This window comes from Vibrio sp. 397, from assembly GCF_033339395.1.
In the GTDB taxonomy this organism is placed as follows: Bacteria; Pseudomonadota; Gammaproteobacteria; order Enterobacterales; family Vibrionaceae; genus Vibrio; species Vibrio alginolyticus.
Map to the genome: position 1 here is coordinate 174,409 of NZ_JAWOUN010000006.1, position 18,830 is coordinate 193,238.

Sequence of the window (18,830 nt, forward strand, 5' to 3'; positions counted from 1 at the left end):
AACCTAACCCTATATACAAAAAGCTACCTGGAACTAGGTAGCTTTTTGTTTGTGTCTTGTATTTTAAGAAGCAAGTCCTTTTATTCACCAATCCCACTATGCCTTTAAAGCATAATTCGATTAACCGATAAGAGCTGGAATGCCTGGAAGCTGACCAACAACAGCAAGGGAGCCTGCACAAACGATAAACGCAGTGCCAGGAATCAGATATTTATCTTTGCGCGATAGTTCGTTAGCACGCTCATGGTCGCCGATAAGCCCGAGGTTATCCAACAGCATCGTGATTGCCCAACCGAAGACTGGATTAACGAATGCACAGGCAAAAATACAGATACCTGCACTGAGTGAATCTTTATGCTTATGGATCATCTGCATACCCGCTTCAAGAAGTGGTAAGAATACACCCACAATCAAAGCAACGCGCAGAACAGGTTCCCACATTGCTAGATCCATTGGGTAGCCAATTACCGCCGCCGCAATACACATGAAACCCGTTAACAGTGCGCCACCTGGAATAGGACGTTTGGCAATTGCGGCTGGAATCATGTACGTACCCCAAGAAGAAGCTAAATTACCGCCACCTAATAGTGAACCAACCCCCTGACGAACAGACGCTCCGACCATCGTGTCGTCGACATCCATGAGTACGCCTTTCGCTTCTTTTGGGTAGTTAAGTTCTTGAAACACACGATGGCCGAGATAATCAGGGGACCACATAGCGACTGCCAATAGAGCAAATGGAGTCACGGCAATAAAGTGCTCTAGAGTTGGCCAGCCTAGTTGCCAACCAGTATTTTCACCCCACCAGTAAAATGGACTGAAATTAGGCAGGCCCGGCTCTGTGGTAAAAGCAAACTCAGCGCCCATCAAATAAGCAACAATACCCGCGAGTGCAGAGCACAATGGGATAGCGAGCCAACGTTTATTGATCTTGGCTAAGTAAGCGTAAACCATAACGGTTAGGCCTATGACCACAAACGAAATGTAACCTTGGTCCGTACTTGCAGCCCACGCTTCCGTCTTATTAATTTGCCCGAGCAACCCAACAGCACCAAGGTAGATCAACAACCCTCCTCGAACCCCGATACCAGTCAGAGTCATGAGTTTAGAGCCACCTTTGGTTAAGGCGAGAATTAACCCAAAAACACATACCATCAAACCTAGCGCGAGAGGGTGCCCTCCTGCAGCTGCAATCATAGGAATCAGCGGTATCATTGGGCCATGGGTTCCCGCTAAGTTTGCATTCGGGTTTAGTATGGCAGAAAACAGGATGACGAACAGGGCTCCAGCGATAAGTAATTCGTAACGCACGTTTTCTGCAATGAATTCCGGAGATAAACCAAACTGAGCAGCAAAAGCGGAAACCATGGCAGTGACCATAACCACTTTACCAATGGTTGCTGCTAATGCCGGTACCCAGTCTTCGATTTCAATACTGTAATCACGTGAGGGCAAATGAATTCCCCAGCGACGGAAACTCATGACGGTTAAATCATGATTTAGAAAGTCTTCTCGGTTTTCAAATTCATGCGGTTTTTTGCGCACATCCCTGTAAAAAGTCTTACTTTTGTCAGACATTGAGTCATCCTTTTATGTTTCAACGTTGAACTACGTCAACTAGAGTTTCGCTTGGTAGACAGACCTTCGACCAATACGAGACAACACCCACATCAAACTTCTAGGCCATACTAAGAAAGCGGCATGAACCAATTTTGATTTTGAGCTTATTAAGCATGTGTTGCTATGGGTAGGAATATTAGACATTAGTAAAAGAACAACAAAAATCTCACTTATTACACAATAATTTAACATCGAACTAGGACGCTTGAACTTTTATGAGTCATTTTTGAGCAGAGAGCCAAGTAGAACGGCCAATTCCGATTTATACTTTCAAGGTAGAGATCACTGTGCTCGCATCCATCGCAAAGTAACTATAGATATCTCTGCATTGTATACTTTGTTAAACTCCGCCCTTTAATGAGTAAGGCCCTTAAAAATGATGACTGACGAAGAGAGAATCGAGCTGCAACAGAACAATCCACTGCACGGATTAAAGCTAGAGACTATGTTGCAAGAGTTAGTGGATTTTTACGGCTGGGACATTCTAGATACAGCAATGCGTTTTAATTGCTTTAACACTAAGCCTTCGATTGCAAGTAGCGTGAAGTATTTAAAGAAAACCGAATGGGCGAGAGAAAAATTAGAAAACTTTTACCTTTATCGCTTTAAGCGCATGCCACGCGCGAGCGAAGAAGAATACAACTTACCACCAAGAGCTCGTACCTTCCCTCATGGCCTTGAACCTAAAGAGCCAATGCCGCTAACCGTTGACTCTATTCTTAAGTCACAAGCCAAAGCAGCGTCTGCATTTAAAAAGCGTTCACCTCGCGGACGCCCTGCTCGTCGCCAATAACACTATCTTGAAAAGCAATAGAGCCCTACTGGTAGCTCCAGCAGGGCTCAATTGTTCTTTAAAGGAATGGCTAGAAGCGAAGACTCAAGCTAGTGAGCATTCCCTTTCTCTAACAACTCCCGTAAGTAAACTCACATGTAGTTTACGTTTTCTATTGATTACGCTTTTTCTTCTTTTTACCCGTACCTGCCGGCTTCGCTCGCGGCTTCATTGGTAAAAAGTAGGCTTCACTCTGATCGTCTTCCACTTCAAAACCGACTACCTGCTCGCGTTCAAGTTGGAACTTATTTTTCTTTTCTATTACTTTGAAATGGTGGTAGTCGTCGTAATCGATAAGAGATAATCCTAAACCTACTTCACCAGCACGACCACTACGACCGATTCGATGCATATAATCAGAAGGGCTACGCGGAAGATCGAAGTTAATCACCACTGGAAGTTTTTCAATATCAAGGCCGCGTGCTGCGATATCGGTGGCAATAAGAACTTGAATCTCGCCAGACTTAAAACCGTCAAGGACACGAGTACGAGCGCCCTGCCCTTTATCACCATGGAAAACTTCAGCGGTAATACCGCGTTTTGACAACTTTTGAGCTAAATGATTACAGGCATTCTTAGCATTCACAAAAATCAGAGTCTGTCGCCACTGATGCTGTTTGATTAAGTGCGCGAGTACCGCCGTCTTCTCACCTTTATTTACACTAAACACGCGCTGCACCAAAGTGCTGGCTTCTGCGCTCTGCAACTGAACTTCAACAGGGTCACGGAGCAACTGCTGAGCCAGCGCCGTGACTTTATCAGGGAAAGTTGCAGAAAATAACAGCGTCTGTTTCTTCTCTGGCAGTAACGCAAGAATCTTATTGAGTTCTTCGGTAAATCCGAGGCTCAACATTCGGTCGGCTTCGTCAAGGACGAGCGTTTCTACTTGGTTCAACTTAATCGCGTTACTGGATACCAGATCAAGTAATCGACCCGGCGTAGCTACGATAATGTCACAGCCACCGCGAAGCGCTAGCATTTGTGGGTTCACCGATACACCACCAAATACGGCAACCGTTTTGATCTTATCTCTAAGATGGTATGAGTAAGATTTGACGTTGTATGCCACCTGTGATGCCAACTCACGAGTTGGAACTAAAATCAGGTGAGAAACGAAGTTACCACGGCGATTGTTTGATCCGTCTTGCTGAACAATTTTTTGCAGGATTGGCAGCGAAAAAGCAGCGGTTTTACCAGAACCCGTATTGGCACCACCAATAATATCTTTCCCTTCAAGGATATCAGGAATAGCACGGGATTGAATGGGCGTCGGTTGGCTGTATTCTAACGCTTCTAGTCGCTCGACTAAGGTTGGAATCAGGCCAAGATCGGCAAATGTCACTTGCTGTGTTTTATCTGTCATTACGATGAGTGGCTCAGTGCTAGTAAAGACCGTGTATCTTATGCTATTTCGCGTCTGGATGTTAGAGATAATGGCCCAAACAGAAGATTGGTGAAAGAAGCACTATAGGGTTCAGGAATTTCCTTTCACTAACATGAGTTAATGGTTTCGGTAACCAATACTCTCCGAACAAGATGGTAGAGCTCACGACAAGCAAAGGGAAAAGGAGTCAGGCATTCTGACTCCTGTAAAACAGAACACATTGTATTTTGGGGAAAGAGATTACAAAGGCAGGCCACATCCGAATCAAAGGCTTAACCACACTATTTAAGCTCTGCGGTTTTGAGAACTTAATATAGCTTGAGAAAATACTATAGCTTGCAGATGGGCAAAGTTACTTAGAACTTCTACTTAAATTAGTAATGTACGAGTAACTTCAAGTATAGAAAATTACTTAATTCAGTGTCCAAAATTGCTGGTTCGGATCTAGTAAGACAAACGGATTCCCTAAGTTTTTGGGGCTCTTGCTTTAAACGATAATGGAGTACTGTCGAGCTAGAACGTATCTACTCTTCGTGGTTAGTCACAATACATGCTTGTGCAAGCTGTTGATATTCAACTTGCATGGTTATTAGAAAGTCATCTGCATTTTCAAACCTCGCGATTGGCACTCCCAATACAACATCACAGTTAAAAGGAACAAGCATCGCTGTTCCTTTAGGGAGCGCTCGACCTAATCCGCGCATCACCACCGGAATGACAGGACAAGTTTTATGTACATTAACTAAGTGATAAATCCCTTTCTTTAACCCGCTCATAGTTTCAGGTTCACCGCGACTACCTTCAGGAAAGATAATCAAGATATCTCCTTGATTAAGTGCCTTATGGCACTCATCAAATACAGTATGCCGCTCGCTTTTACTCGGTGAACGATGGATGGGAATAATGCCCAAAATATTGAGTGATAACCATGCTGATACTTTGTTTTTGAGAAAGTAATCGGCTGCTGCCACAGGACGCACCTTATGTACCATACTGATAGGAAAGAGTGCCAGTAATACCAAAGTATCGAGATGACTATTGTGGTTAGCCGCGACCACCATAGGACCATTGCTTGGCAGATTTTGCCGATTAATGATGTTGAGCCCCAAACCAACAAACACCAGTGGTTTCACAAACAGCAAGACGAACAAAACTTTTAAAATTTTCATATCGTCTTCTTAGTAGTAGAGGTAATAAATATAGTGGAAGAATAAGGGGGCGGTGAACATCAGGCTATCAATACGATCTAAAATGCCGCCATGGCCGGGGATAAACTGGCTGGTATCCTTAATTTGTAAGTCACGTTTAACCGATGAAATTACCAAATCGCCAATAAAGCCACTCAAGGCGATAATCATCCCTGCAACTAAACCTTGAACTGAAGTTAATGGTGTCAGGTAAGGTGCCACAAAATAGCTAGTGATGATGATGGTTGCCGCACCACCAATAAAGCCTTCCCATGTTTTGTTTGGACTGACTTTCGGTACGATTTTGTGTTTACCGAAGCTCTTACCCCATACGTATTGACAAACATCACTAAACTGAGTGAATACCAATAAGAACAGTAGCATTCCCATTGAACCGGTCTCTGGATTCTTGCTGGGCAATACCAATAAATATGCCATATGACTAACACAAAATACCGTCAGCATTAGCGCCCAGTGAATGATACCTGCTGAGCGAATGAAACCTTTGGTATCACCAATCAGCACCGCGACCATTGGAAGATAGAGGAAGGTGAAGACAGGAATAAAGATGATATACATGCCATACCAACCGATTGATAACCAGTAGTATTGAAACGGGATCGAAAGGTAAGCCCAGAAGATCACACGTCGATCTGTCATGCGCGTTGGTACTACAGAGAGAAACTCTTTCAGCGCCATAAAACTCAAAAAGGCGACAGAAATCAGCGTGTATTGAGTGGGCAGATAGAGCACAACAAAGACGATTCCGATCATCCACCACCAAGAACGAATGCGAAGTTTAAGCTCGTGGTAATCCTTATTAAGATTATGGCGTGACAAATACAGGTAAACCAAAGTGCCAATCACTAGTACGAGTGTGATGGCGGCCATCATGTATAACGAATGCGTAGGGATATTAATCATGGTTAGTTTCACCTACCGCCTTATCGATTGTCTCGTTGGCTGTTAGAGACTTAGAATGCTTGGCCTGATGATCTTTTTCATGGTTCAATAATAAGTTAGCGAGTTCTTTTTTAGCATTAAAAATACATACCAAACGACGCCAACAAGTTACAGCACAGCCAATTACCATGATTGCAAGCGATATGTCCATCAAATAAATGCCAAGTGATAACGTAAACCAATGGTTAATCGCCATTACTAAAAGAGTTACTGTGAGTAGGGCCATTCGATGCTGCTTAGCCATTGGTCCTCGAAAGTCGGCCGAGCAGTCCATGCTAACACCCAAAACGCGAATGTAAGCTGAGAGTACCGCTAATAGTGCCGCAATCCAAGCTAGAGGCATAGAAAATGCTGAATGAGCAACGAAACCAGCAGCGATAATCAACAGCGGATCGGCAATACGGTCTGGAACATCGTTAAACAACTCACCAGCAGGGGTTTTCTTCCCACCTTCTACAGCGACCATTCCGTCAAATAGATTGCACAATAACCGCATTTGAACCATCAGAGCGAACAGCACTAACCAAATTGGCGTAGGCCAGAAGCGATAACTAGCTGCAAAAGCAAGGCCAATAGCGGCAAAGAGGATGCTCATCAGTGAGATTTGGTTAGGGGTAATGTTTTTTTGGCTCAGCCAAATAGCAATTCGTTTGATAACTGAGATTTTACGCACTGCAAGAGGGCGTCGATTAGACTCGTTTTTGGATTCCATGCACTCCATGTCCTTAAATAAGTTTTGTCGCTGTTACAGCAATTGCACATATAATTATCGGTTGACCTAAGAAAGCAGCAGCAAACAACGCGGCCTCACCATGTGCGCTCTGGAGTATAAATTTGAACATGTCAGAGCGAACATTCCCAAACCAATACACTAGGTGGTAATCATCTTTAAACACTAGGTCACTGGCAGCAATACTCTCCGATACAACAAACGTTAAAGCTCCTGCACCTTTAAAGTTTGCAACCCTAGATTTCGGGCTAAAACCCGGTTGCATTGCTTTAAATGAGTTAAGCGAGTATTTTTTCCGTTCATGTTGATACGAGCGCCATTCACAAACGCATGTTTGAGTGCTTTCCCGTTCTGATCTGTCCCATTGAATGCGACAATGATTTTTCCTCTGCTCTCAACAAGATCCGCCTTAATGTTCATATCCCCGAATTGCTTAGCAATAGACGCGGCGTCAAACATCGGCTCTGTGTGGTTGAACCATGATTTTGCTGCATTAATACTCGCAACCAGAATCGAGCCAAACGTTATGCAATATCTTGTGCGCATCTTCTAAATCAGTAATAAGTATATGTTGATGATTTTTAGCCATTTCATCTTCAAGTGAACACTGTTGCCCGGTAGAATCGCTCAGAATTTGAGGCGTTTTTAAACCTTGAGAGATTTGACCTAATCCAGCCTCTTGTCTATCTCTAAGAACCCTCTCTCTAATTTCTGTCCTTCGCTTTTCATCGCTCGCGGTATACCTCAACTCTTCCCTCTTCCTGCGCTCTCGACGTTGGCGAGCTACTCGTTCTCTAGTTGTTTCTTGTCTTTCTTTTTGGGCTACGGAGCGGATTCATATCTCATGGGAGTCGGTTTTACTGATAAATAAAAAGGATAATAACAATATTTTCAGTTATTTATCATCCTCAAAAAGATTACCTGATGATTTAACCAGTTAAATAGACAATTTGACAGACCAAACAGGTACAATGAAGGCTCAATAGTGTTGGGTTACATTCTATCGGATAACTTTTCGTAGGGTAAAATGAACGACACAGATCTTCTAGAGTGTTTGGTCTAGCGAGTTTTGGGGCACTTCTGCGTTAGAAGTTGCCCACGGTAAAATTTCTGGACAAAAGCGTTTTAGTTCACATGCTCCGCCTGACGTTACTTAATTTTGGCCTATAAAAAATTTTTATTCATTGCAAATGAATGAGCAATGACAATCATTCAGTTTTCCCTTAAAGCCAATCACACCAATATCTAGATCACTGATTTCTTAGCTTGCCACTGCTAGCGTGTGTGTTTCTTGATGTAAAACAGGAAATAACACACATGGCACTACCCACGCTCACCGAGGATAAAGGCAAAGCTTGACTCTTCAAGGTCATTACCTAAATACCAGAGCTAAATGCTTGTCTAATGAGGTTATTCTTGGATAGTGGAATGACAACACTAGAGATATACCGCATCCAAGTTCGTGATATTGTGAAGAAGAATGGACAGTTAACAAAATTCTTTGCGGTTAAAAGATGGTGAGCATCTTAGCATACTAATCGGTAGAAGCACTTTTGCAGTATGACTGGAACATAATGACGTGAACGTACCAATCATTCATTTGATGATTGGGGATAAGTCATTAGAAACAACATTGAGGCTAATATAAACAGATACTGTAAGTATGTTAGCCATTGCTGATATGGAGTTTAAAAATAAAACATATGCTGAACAGTTGTGTTGTAGTGGTCAACTAAAATTTAGAGGGGCACCTTGTATATGGAAAGCTTCGTCTGTTTTTTATAGTAGAATAGACATAATATACAACAGGTTAAGTTTTATTGAATAAGGGAAGATAATGCAGAAGTTACAGCCAATTCTTTTGATAGGATTATTTTTACTGGCAGGCTGCGAAAAAGAAGCTACCCCAACACATCCGCTTATGCGGCAAGAATTGGTTGAAATGATCAAAGCAGGTAGAGATGTAACTCAGGTAGATGTTTCTAAAATTAAAGATATGAGTAGACTTTTTGCTCATAGGCATACATTTAACCAAGATATCTCTAGATGGGATGTTAGTAACGTTACTAACATGTCCTATATGTTTCATGATGCTAAAGCGTTTAATCAGGATATCTCTGGATGGGATGTTAGTAACGTTACCAATATGACCAATATGTTTAGCCATACTCATTCTTTCAACCAGAACATATCGGGGTGGAATGTTAGTAATGTGACGGATATGACAGCCATGTTCTTTGCGGCTAGGAGCTTTAATCAGGACTTGAGTGCTTGGAATGTCTTGAATGTGGTCAACTATATGACTTTCAATTACGATGATGATGAAATGACTTCAGCGCTGACGGATGAGCATAGACCCAAATTTCTTCCAATGAAGGTTACTGTCGATGATATTAAGGCGATGCTCTACTTCAAGGAGGATATATCAAACGTTGATACTTCTGAAATAACAGATATGAGTAAGCTTTTTTATGAAATGCATTCCTTTAACCAGGATATTTCTAATTGGGATGTTAGTAATGTAACCAACATGGCGGGAATGTTTTGGAAAGCAGACTCTTTTAATCAAGACCTATCAAAATGGAATGTCTCCAATGTGACCAATATGAGAACTATGTTCGGTGGTGCTAGCTCTTTTAACCAAGATATTTCAAACTGGAACGTTGGCAAGGTTGAGGATATGAATGGAATGTTTGCTAAGGCAAAGTCTTTCGATCAGGATATCTCAAGCTGGAATGTAAGCAAAGTCAAGACTATGGAAGGTATGTTTGCTAATGCTGTATCATTCGATCATAGCATAAATCTCTGGGATGTAAGTAATGTTGAAAATATGTCCTACATGTTTTATCTGGCGAGAAAATTCAACCAAGACTTATCAGAATGGGATACAACTAGTGTACGATATATGTCGTATATGTTTCATGGAGCGAGTAAATTTAATGGAGATATCTCATCTTGGAACACGGGTTCTGTGCACTACATGAAAGGTATGTTTTATCAAGCAGAGAATTTTAATCAAGACATCTCCAACTGGGATGTTACTGGAGTGAATAGTACTTATATTATGTTCTACGGAGCCAAATCTTTTAATCAGGACATAAGCAATTGGGATATAAGAAATATTAACTCAATGTGGGGAATGCTTCATGGTACAGAGTCCTTCTCTTATGATTTATCCGATTGGGCTCTTGATTCTATTTTATACGCAGATCCTGAAGAATCTACTCTTTAATCCTTTCTCTAGATTTCCTATAGTTAAATCACTGATAAAGCATGTACATTTGCGTGGATACTTATTTCTCTAAATAAGCGTTCTCAATTGTAAACGGTATAATCTAATTGGTACACACACCAAAAGGATACAGTGCTAGGACTGAATGGCCCAAAAAGAGTCAGCCTAACGGTCTGGCTCTTTTGAATGAAAAAATAGTCTGGTGGGAGAACTTGTAAGGCTGTGGCAGGTTACACTCACTTACTCCTTAGGCAGGTGACCAGTTTCCTTCGCTAGCTTTTGCATCGCCTCGGCAAACGTTGTTGTCCCGCCTTTAGCTTTAACCTGTATTACCTTATATCCCAACTTTTCCAACGCTTGGCGCTCTGCCAAAACAGCTTTGTCATTGTGTTGGCTACCTTGAGCTGGCTGATGAATGTAACATCCCTCTAGTTTACCATCTTCGACCAATTGGTGATGTTTCAGTGCATCGATATCAAAATTCATAATAAGTCTTTTCATTAAGAGTGGGAGTTTCTGTGGCTAGTTACATACGCTTCAAAGGCTTCACGACACTATCTAAGCCTTCAATTTTGAGCGCTAAACATAGCTTGAGCAAATCCCCTAGCTCGCCGCTTGGCCAGCCCTTTTTATCAAACCACAGTAAGTATTCTTCAGGCAGGTCGATTAACACTCGCCCTGCATATTTCCCAAATGGCATTTGCATTCTAGCGAGTTTAATGAGGTTTTCTTTTTCTAACATAAGTGACAGAGAGTTAAGGTAACTCGCCCAAGGGTAACACTGGTTCTCCCTCCTCACCAGCAAATCGCAGTCACGTTTATTTTTGGCGGCCTTGACTCGCTTTATGCTAGAGTACGCGGCATAAAAAATGAGAACGAGAAAGCAATGAAGTCACCTTGTCGAGCAGCATGTAAAAATAACGCCGGAATATGCTCTGGTTGTCACCGAACGATGGATGAAATCATCCAATGGAAAGACAAAACCGATCTCCAACGAGATGCGATTATCGAACAAATCGCAGGAGAAGATTCAACGCACAGTTGTCCTGAATGCGGGACTCAAGCCCATTGTGATATCGCCGCAGGCAAAGAGACATGCTGGTGCTTTACTATTGAAACCCGTGATTTACCCAAGCCAAGCGCCAACCAGCTGTGTTTGTGCCGAAAATGTCTAGAAAAAAGCCAGTCGCGTAATACGACTGGCTTACTGATCATCGTTTTCTGACTGGTGTTTATTTAGCGGTTAAAGCGGACGCTTCAAACTTAATGCCTTCCCACCCTGTCACCATAAAATTACGAATATTCTGGTGATCGCTGTTCTCTGGATGCCGCAATACATCTTCACGATAAAAACGGCCAAAGCAGGCAAGCGTCGCTTCTTTGTCTAGGTTGTTTAGCAAACCGAAAGCGAAGGTCTTACACGAACCGTTGTTCTCGCCTGCATTGTTTTGTGTCTCACCATTTACAAAAGCGGTTGGCTCAAACGTATAGTTATCTTCGATCACCGCCATCGTTGCTTCAAATTCGACCTGCTCTGGTGACGCTGCCAATAAATCTAAAAACGATTTTAATTCCATTATTCCTCTATCCCTACTTCATCATATTGATGACACATTAGTTTCATAAAAAGCCAATATAAGAGTCATCAATCATACATATATTCAGAGCCTTACCAAATCAAACGTCATTCAGCGCTCTATCATTCCAGTTGCGGAAATGGACAGCAGCATAAAACCCATGCTGATTGACAACCTATCGGATTGATAAGGAGATATCATGATCACCCCTTTAAAGGCAATCGGTGCACTCGCATTGTCATCACTTGCCATCGCGTGTTCATCACAACCCGAAGATACCGTGGCTTCATTCGCTACACAATGCAAACCTACCACTGCACCCGTTACTGGGGAAACGTCAATTCAAGGTTTAACTTTTATCGGAACATCCGTTGCTGATGCACCATTCGACACATCGGCAGCTGAAATCGTGAGTTATGACGCCTGTACAGATAAGCTCTATGTGGTTAATGCTCAAGCAAAACGTGTCGATGTAATGTCTATGGATGACAACGGCGTACCAACGCAAAGCGCATTCATCGATCTCAACAGCGCTGGCGAAGCAGCAGGCATTGAAATTGGCGCAGCAAACAGTGTCGCTGTATTCAATGGTTTGGTAGCAGTTGCGATTGAAAACAGTAATAAACAAGCGAATGGTATTGTTGGCTTGTACCGCTCCGACGATTTGTCATTAGTCACGACTTTCCCAACAGGCGCATTGCCAGACATGGTTGGCTTCTCAAAAGATGGCCGATACATCGCAACCGCTAATGAAGGAGAACCAAACAGCGATTACAGCATTGACCCTGAAGGTAGTATCACTTTGATCGATCTGAGCCTTGGTGTTACTCAAGCAGAAGTGACACAAATTGGCTTTAACGAATTTGATGGTTCACGAAAAGCAGAGCTCCCAATGAATGTGCGTATTTCGGGGCCAAACGCCACCGTCGCACAAGATCTAGAGCCTGAATACCTCACTTTTGCAGATAACGGTAAAATCTATGTCGCGCTACAAGAAAATAACGCCATGGCAATCGTCAATCCAGAGAGCAAATCGGTAGAAAAAATTGTTGGCTTAGGTGAGAAGTCTTGGTCGGGCGCTAAACTCGATGCATCCAACAAAGACAAAATCATTGGGAACTTGAAAAGCTACCCACAACTGGTTGGCTTATTTATGCCTGACACTATCGACAGCTACTCAGTGAATGGGAGTACTTACATCGTATCTGCAAATGAAGGCGACGGGCGTGAGTACGGATTCAAAACCACTCAAGAACTGTGCGACAAAGCTGGCTTTATGTGGGATGAAGACGATTACCTCAGTACAGATGAATATACATCTGAGCAAGGAACCTGTTTAAGCCATATTGATGAAGTGCGCGGTAAGAAGCTGAAAGTAGCAGCAGAACACCCATTGGCAGAGGCACTAAAAGACAACAAACAACTCGCGCGTTTAAAAGTGATTAAGCCGGAACAAACGCTTTCTGCACAAGAGAATGTTCAATCATTTGGCGCGCGTTCATTCTCGATTTGGGATGAAAACGGCAAGTTGGTCTTCGATAGTGGTGACGATTTCGCGACTATCGCGCTGCTGAATGAAGGCAAGAACTTCAACAGCACCAACGATAACAATAATAGTGGCAATGACCGAAGTGATGATAAAGGTATTGAGCCAGAGGCGATTGAAGTAGCACAAATTAACGGTCGTCATTACGCGTTTATCGGCTTGGAGCGTCAAGGCGGTATCATGATTTATGACATCACAGACCCGAAACAAGCGCAGTTTATGCATTACGTAAACCGCCGTGATTACAATCAGCCAGTATGTACAGAAGTCGAAGATGGCGAATGCATGAACGACACATACAATCCAAAAGCAGGCGATTTAGGTCCAGAGTCCATTAATTACTTTACCCGTAACGGTGGTCATTTTATCGTCGTTGGCAATGAGGTATCGGGCACGACATCCGTCTTCCGAATCAATCTATAAAGTAATGTAAAAGTCATTTAGAACCAAAACGCCCGACGTAAGCCGGGCGTTTTTTTGTATGAGGTAATGTCCTACTCTGCCGATGCTAGCGCGTCACACTTTGATGCGCAGATAAAATCGTTTTTATGCAGACCTTTGATAGAGTGACTCCACCACGTTACGGTAACCTTACCCCATTCCAACAAAATAGAAGGATGGTGGAACTCATCTTCTGCCAGTTCCGCGATTTTGTTACTGAAAGCCCATGCTTGTTTGAAGTTCTTAAATTTATACACCTTTTCTAGTTGAGGTATGTCTTCTCTTTCAATGATCTGCCAATCAGACAATTGCAGCAGCAGAGATTGTTGTTCTTCTTTGCTTAGTGCAATGGCATCGATACTACAAGCTTCGCATTTTTGTTCATTCAACATGAGCAGGTTCCTTTGGTTCAAAAAGTGGAGGAAGCAGTCCAGCTTCAATCGCTAGATCGGCTTGTTTCAATAAATTCAACTGACTGATTTTAAAAAGCTGAGAAAAGTCATCAATCACGTAGTACTTCGGTTGCATGATGTCGATACGATAAGGCGTTCTCAGCACAGTTTGTAATTCAAATGGGTCGCGAATTGCTGCATCACTCTCTAATGCGTAGAGGGTTTCGCCAGGAGATGAAAGAATACCACCACCGTAAATTTTGGTTTTGTCCCCTTCTTTCACCAAACCAAACTCTACGGTAAACCAGTAGAGACGAGCGAGATAGGCTCTTTGTTTTGGGGTAGCGGCTTGCCCTAGTTGACCATAATGCTCGGTAAATGCAGCAAAGTCTGGGTTGGTTAACATCGCGCAATGACCAAATATTTCGTGGAAGAAATCTGGCTCCTGTAAGTAATCGAACTCATCTCTTGTACGCAAGAATGTGGCGACTGGAAAGCGCTTATTACCGAGTAGATTAAAAAATCGGTCGAAATCAATAAGCGCGGGAACGGGCTCCACTTGCCAACCTGTTGTCTCCATCAAGACACGATTAATTTCTGGTAACTGAGGAACGCGGTCTTGAGGTAAATCAAGCAGCGTCAAACCGTGTAAATAAGCCTCACAAGCTCTGTTTTGGATCACACCCATTTGTCGTGTTACCAAATCTCGCCAAATGGCGTCTTCTTCACGGCTCCATTCAACCCTGCCTTCCTGGTTTACGGGTTTAGAACGATACTGCGTCATGGCTCATCTCTATTAACAAATCATTTACATTAAGCCTATCTGTAGTCTTAAGAGCTTCCAATCCCTGCGCGATTTTCTCAGCACCATCCCGATGTAACACATTGTTTACAATGCATCGTAACTGCATGATTTTTATGACACGATATAATCTCTGGCTTGTTTGACTTTATCGTGTATTCCTCTCAAACTAAAACCTGTTATCACTTTGTTATAGAGGGACCTATGCGCGAGAGCAGCAAAGTATGGCACCCGAGCGAAAGTCGTATCGAAGAAGCCAACATTACACAGTTTATTGAACACATTAATCGACAAGGAAATACCCTTGAAAGCTTCGCTGATCTGCATCAATGGTCACTCGATCATGTAGAAAAATTTTGGCAGGAAGTTTGGCTATTCTGCGACGTCATTGGCACTCAGGGAGAGACCATAAACGAGCGAGCAGAAAGTCGCTGGCAGCAACCTGTTGAAAATAGGGATATAAAATGGTTCCCAAACGCGCAAATTAACTACGCCGAAAATTTGCTAACCTACGCGTGTCACCAACCCGATGATCTCGCGATTTGGTTTGAAAATGAACGTGAAGAAAAACAGACCTACACCTGGAAACAATTGTGCGAAGAAGTTTCGAGTGTGCAGCAATGGTTGAAAGAATGTGGAATTAAGCAAGGTGATGTCGTCGCTGGTTATTTACCTCACCTACCTCAAACGGTGGTAGCCATGCTAGCAACCAGTAGTTTGGGGGCGACCTGGACTTCCACCTCACCTGATTTTGGCGTCGAAAGCGTTTTGGAACGCTTTGGTCAAGTGAAACCCAAAATCCTGTTTACTTGTGATGGCTATACATTCAATGGCAAAACTTTCGATATGTCTGAGAAAAACCAGCATATTGCGGATCATCTTGATGGTCTTAAACAAGTTTGCCAAATTAGCTACCTTAAACCACACATTTTTGAATGCGATGTCTGCACCCAAGATTGGCAAAATGTCCTGAATCAATACACCCCCGAAGCGCTGACTTTTACTCGTGTGAATTTTAACGATCCGCTATTTGTGCTCTATTCTTCAGGCACAACAGGCAAACCGAAATGCATCGTTCATTCCGTCGGCGGAACGGTGCTTAATCACTTGAAAGAGCATCAACTGCATTGCGATATTCAACCGAACGACCGAGTGTTTTACTACACAACCTGCGGCTGGATGATGTGGAACTGGCACGTTTCTTCACTCGCGAGCGGTGCATGTTTGGTGATTTTTGATGGTAGCCCTGTTTACCCCACTCATAATGTGCTCTGGGACCTCGCAGAACAAGCCGAAGTGACGCTATTTGGAACCTCAGCAAAATACCTAGAGGCGCTGGAAAAAGCATCTTTTTCTCCGCAGAAAAGTGATGCATTTTCAAGTCTGAAAACCATTTGTTCGACTGGCTCTGTTCTGTATCCAGAACAGTTTGATTATGTCTATCAGCACATTAAAGAAGATGTACACCTCGCCTCGATTTCTGGCGGAACAGACATTTGTGGCTGCTTTGTATTGGGCAACCCTATTTCTCCCGTTTATCGGGGAGAATGCCAATCAGCAGGGTTAGGGGTTGATGTCCGAGTCTTTAACCCACAAGGTAATAGCGTAATGGGAGAGCGCGGTGAGTTGGTTTGTGCCAATTCATTACCCAACTTCCCTGCTGGCTTTTGGAATGACACCGGTGAGAGATATCATCGCGCTTATTGGGATAAATTCGACAATATTTGGCACCACGGCGATGATGTTGAACAGACCCGCGTTGGGGGATACGTGTTTTATGGTCGAAGTGATACCACGTTGAATCCTGGTGGCGTAAGAATCGGCACGGCCGAAATCTATCAGCAAGTGAACTGTATAGACGGTATTCTAGATTCGATCGCAGTAGGAAAAGAAGTCGATCGCAACGAACAAATATGGCTGTTTGTCCAATTAGTCAAAGGGGTAGAGCTCAATGACGAGATGATCGCTTCCATCAAAGCACAGCTAAAGTCTGCATGTTCTCCAAGGCATGTACCTAGTGCAATTTACGCAATAAGCGATATACCTAAGACACGCTCAGGAAAGCTGGTCGAGTTAGCCGTTATGCAAGTCGTTAACAACCGAAGCGTCGAAAATTTAGGCGCAATAGCCAACCCTGAAGTGCTGGAGGAGATACGCAGGATAGTCGTCTCAAAATAACCTCCGAAGACTAAGTTGTTCGAGTATGTCCTTGCCTGCACCACGACGCTTGTTTAGAGCAAGTGAAGTTACATATACCCTCAGCAGATAAGAAAAAAGCGAGCTTGTTAGCTCGCTTTTGTCATTTTTTGTTCTTTATTCAGCGGTATTAGCGACGACCAAGCCCCATTAATACCGACATTGTTTTACCATCAGATGTAATGTCAAAAACGTGTTGCGATTCAACTTCAGTAAAGCCTGCTTCTTTCAGTGCACGCTCAGACTTCGCAAGGGTAAAACCGTCTTGTTCACATTCTGCAATCCAATCAAAATGAACAAAATAGCCGCCGTGGTTAAGTAGAGAATGCGAGATCGTTAATGACGCGTCTAAGTCTTCCACAAACGCTAAAACTGATGATGCAACCACCAAGTCGAACTGTCCACGAAACGCCGGATGCTGAGCGACCAAGCCGCGAGATAATGCATCTACCACAGGTTCTACGTTGACGAGCTCTTTTTTATCGAGTTCCTCAATCATGGCTTCCGATGCGTCTAATGCTACGATGTCTTTAACCATCGGTGACAATCGTTGACTTAACTGCCCTGTTCCGCATCCAAAATCTAGTACTTTAATGCCATCAAGCTGAGTTAGCTGTTGTAACTGCTCAAACACCGACTGCGCAAATTGCTCTGTTGCTGGATTTGATTCCCAGTTTTTTGCTAAGCCGTCCCAATCTTGTGCCATCGTGGCCTCCATGTTCACTTTTTGTAACCCACATAGATTACCGCAAAACCGTTAAAAGACCATAGACTTATCTGGCGGATTCGCGTTTTTTTCGATAATCTTTCATGGCTTTGGGAGCGCATCTGCATAATACCCAAATTCTTTGAATTCATTTATTGGTTGTGTCAAATCATGAACTTAACTCAAGTAGAAGCCTTCTGCACCATCGCTGAGTGTGGTTCTGTTTCTGAAGCGGCAAGGCAACTCGACTGCAATCGCACCAAACTCAGTATGTCGATTAAGGCATTAGAGAAAGATCTCGACGTTGAATTGTTTAACCGAACTGGCAACCAGCTCACCCTCTCTGAAGCTGGGAAAGCCATTTACAAAGATTGCGAACACCTACTTATCATCGCACAACGGGTCAGAAAGACCTGCGCTCAAATCTCGGAAGGGTTTAACGCGGAAGTTTGGGTAGCACGTGACGACTCCTTACCTGATGATCTCTGGCAAGAATTATCTCATACATTGAATAACCGCTTTCCTTCAACAACCTTCAACTTAATCTTGGCATCCAGTGGCGACTTAGCCAACTTGGTCAGTACCCACCAAGTAGATTTTGCTTTCGGCGTTGATTATGAGCGAGTAGACGATCCTCGTATCGTATATAACCCATTAGGCAAGATACGTATGATGTCAGTATGCAGTGTAGAACACCGCCTAAGTAAGATGCGCCGTGTCTCAGACGAGGATCTACGTAGTCAGATGCAAGCACTAATGGTGTACCTAAATGAGAAAGACAACCCTGAACTGCAACCTTTCTCGACTCGATATATTGGTTTTTCGAGTTTTGACTACATGCTGAACACCATCTTAGAAGAAGACGCTTGGGGCGTGCTTCCAGAACCATTAATCCGCCATTACCTTCGTCAGCAGAAGCTCGCCGTTATCAAACACACATACGGATTGACGCAAGAAGACTACTGTATGTTTTCACCTAACGGCCATACTGAGCATCCAGCAATGACGTGGTTAGCAGATAAATTGAGCGAGTATTTATTTGACTTCTAAACATTTTATCAGTGAGCGTCAATTTTACTGACACCAAAAAATCACAGTAAGCCATTGTTTTATAATAACATAAATAAAAACGCAATTTTTTAGATTAGTTACTGGTCACTTTGTGGTTGCCTAAATTACCTTATGAGCGAAGAATAGTAAGGTATTAAAATTCAAAGGCATC

The 18,830-nt window shown here is 43.1% G+C and carries 17 protein-coding genes and 1 pseudogene; 6 read left to right on the forward strand and 12 right to left on the reverse strand.

Annotation, left to right across the window (positions count from 1 at the left end; all coding sequences use genetic code 11):
- Positions 1 to 120 precede the first annotated feature (120 nt).
- Positions 121 to 1,578, reverse strand: coding sequence for a DUF3360 domain-containing protein (locus R7P36_RS12085; protein WP_149191573.1), 1,458 nt, complete (start codon positions 1,576 to 1,578; stop codon positions 121 to 123).
- A 418-nt stretch (positions 1,579 to 1,996) separates the two neighbouring features.
- On the opposite strand from R7P36_RS12085, the gene R7P36_RS12090 reads away from it, so the two are divergent.
- Positions 1,997 to 2,413 (forward strand): VF530 family DNA-binding protein, encoded by a 417-nt coding sequence (locus tag R7P36_RS12090; RefSeq protein WP_005375544.1) that lies wholly within the window; start codon positions 1,997 to 1,999, stop codon positions 2,411 to 2,413.
- A 151-nt stretch (positions 2,414 to 2,564) separates the two neighbouring features.
- Here R7P36_RS12090 and R7P36_RS12095 read toward each other — a convergent pair whose 3' ends face one another.
- The 5 genes and pseudogenes from R7P36_RS12095 to R7P36_RS12115 form a co-directional block, all read right to left on the reverse strand.
- Positions 2,565 to 3,815, reverse strand: a complete 1,251-nt coding sequence (locus R7P36_RS12095) for a DEAD/DEAH box helicase (RefSeq protein WP_318099155.1) — start codon at positions 3,813 to 3,815, stop codon at positions 2,565 to 2,567.
- A 545-nt stretch (positions 3,816 to 4,360) separates the two neighbouring features.
- Positions 4,361 to 5,005, reverse strand: coding sequence for a lysophospholipid acyltransferase family protein (locus tag R7P36_RS12100; protein ID WP_318122166.1), 645 nt, complete (start codon positions 5,003 to 5,005; stop codon positions 4,361 to 4,363).
- Positions 5,006 to 5,014: 9 nt separating this feature from the next.
- Positions 5,015 to 5,947, reverse strand: coding sequence for a phosphatidate cytidylyltransferase (locus tag R7P36_RS12105; RefSeq protein ID WP_017635765.1), 933 nt, complete (start codon positions 5,945 to 5,947; stop codon positions 5,015 to 5,017).
- Positions 5,940 to 6,698: a CDP-alcohol phosphatidyltransferase family protein gene (locus R7P36_RS12110; protein WP_395234542.1), complete on the reverse strand. Its 759-nt coding sequence runs from the start codon at positions 6,696 to 6,698 to the stop codon at positions 5,940 to 5,942. Before R7P36_RS12110 ends, R7P36_RS12105 begins: the two co-directional genes overlap by 8 nt.
- Before the next feature lie 13 nt (positions 6,699 to 6,711).
- Positions 6,712 to 7,562, reverse strand: a pseudogene (locus tag R7P36_RS12115) (hypothetical protein).
- A gap of 991 nt (positions 7,563 to 8,553) precedes the next feature.
- On the opposite strand from R7P36_RS12115, the gene R7P36_RS12120 reads away from it, so the two are divergent.
- The gene (locus R7P36_RS12120) at positions 8,554 to 9,948 is read left to right on the forward strand and encodes a BspA family leucine-rich repeat surface protein (protein ID WP_213899605.1); all 1,395 of its coding nucleotides are present in this window, start codon (positions 8,554 to 8,556) and stop codon (positions 9,946 to 9,948) included.
- Positions 9,949 to 10,188: 240 nt separating this feature from the next.
- Here R7P36_RS12120 and R7P36_RS12125 read toward each other — a convergent pair whose 3' ends face one another.
- On the reverse strand, positions 10,189 to 10,434 hold the full coding sequence (locus R7P36_RS12125; protein WP_005375556.1) for a hypothetical protein: 246 nt from the start codon (positions 10,432 to 10,434) through the stop codon (positions 10,189 to 10,191).
- Between the two features lie 40 nt (positions 10,435 to 10,474).
- Positions 10,475 to 10,690: a DUF3820 family protein gene (locus R7P36_RS12130; RefSeq protein ID WP_005375557.1), complete on the reverse strand. Its 216-nt coding sequence runs from the start codon at positions 10,688 to 10,690 to the stop codon at positions 10,475 to 10,477.
- Between the two features lie 144 nt (positions 10,691 to 10,834).
- On the opposite strand from R7P36_RS12130, the gene R7P36_RS12135 reads away from it, so the two are divergent.
- Positions 10,835 to 11,173, forward strand: coding sequence for a cysteine-rich CWC family protein (locus R7P36_RS12135; protein ID WP_213899606.1), 339 nt, complete (start codon positions 10,835 to 10,837; stop codon positions 11,171 to 11,173).
- Between the two features lie 7 nt (positions 11,174 to 11,180).
- Here R7P36_RS12135 and R7P36_RS12140 read toward each other — a convergent pair whose 3' ends face one another.
- A complete protein-coding gene (locus R7P36_RS12140) occupies positions 11,181 to 11,525 on the reverse strand; it encodes a HopJ type III effector protein (protein ID WP_213899607.1) in 345 nt (114 codons plus the stop codon).
- Between the two features lie 199 nt (positions 11,526 to 11,724).
- Between R7P36_RS12140 and R7P36_RS12145 the strand changes: the two genes are divergently transcribed.
- Positions 11,725 to 13,494 (forward strand): choice-of-anchor I family protein, encoded by a 1,770-nt coding sequence (locus R7P36_RS12145; RefSeq protein WP_213899608.1) that lies wholly within the window; start codon positions 11,725 to 11,727, stop codon positions 13,492 to 13,494.
- Between the two features lie 71 nt (positions 13,495 to 13,565).
- Here the strand turns inward: R7P36_RS12145 and R7P36_RS12150 are convergent, their stop codons facing one another.
- Complete coding sequence (locus R7P36_RS12150; protein WP_005375563.1) at positions 13,566 to 13,904, reverse strand: 4a-hydroxytetrahydrobiopterin dehydratase; 339 nt, start codon at positions 13,902 to 13,904, stop codon at positions 13,566 to 13,568.
- Positions 13,894 to 14,688, reverse strand: a complete 795-nt coding sequence (gene phhA / locus R7P36_RS12155) for a phenylalanine 4-monooxygenase (protein WP_005375564.1) — start codon at positions 14,686 to 14,688, stop codon at positions 13,894 to 13,896. The genes R7P36_RS12150 and phhA overlap by 11 nt, the downstream gene beginning before the upstream one ends.
- Before the next feature lie 222 nt (positions 14,689 to 14,910).
- Between phhA and R7P36_RS12160 the strand changes: the two genes are divergently transcribed.
- A complete protein-coding gene (locus R7P36_RS12160; protein WP_213899609.1) occupies positions 14,911 to 16,884 on the forward strand; it encodes an acetoacetate--CoA ligase in 1,974 nt (657 codons plus the stop codon).
- Positions 16,885 to 17,032: 148 nt separating this feature from the next.
- Here the strand turns inward: R7P36_RS12160 and R7P36_RS12165 are convergent, their stop codons facing one another.
- A complete protein-coding gene (locus R7P36_RS12165; protein ID WP_017821100.1) occupies positions 17,033 to 17,608 on the reverse strand; it encodes a class I SAM-dependent DNA methyltransferase in 576 nt (191 codons plus the stop codon).
- A 171-nt stretch (positions 17,609 to 17,779) separates the two neighbouring features.
- Here R7P36_RS12165 and R7P36_RS12170 point away from each other — a divergent pair, with 171 nt between their 5' ends.
- Entirely contained in the window at positions 17,780 to 18,658 is an 879-nt protein-coding gene (locus tag R7P36_RS12170; RefSeq protein WP_005375568.1) for a LysR family transcriptional regulator, read from the forward strand.
- Positions 18,659 to 18,830 lie beyond the last annotated feature (172 nt).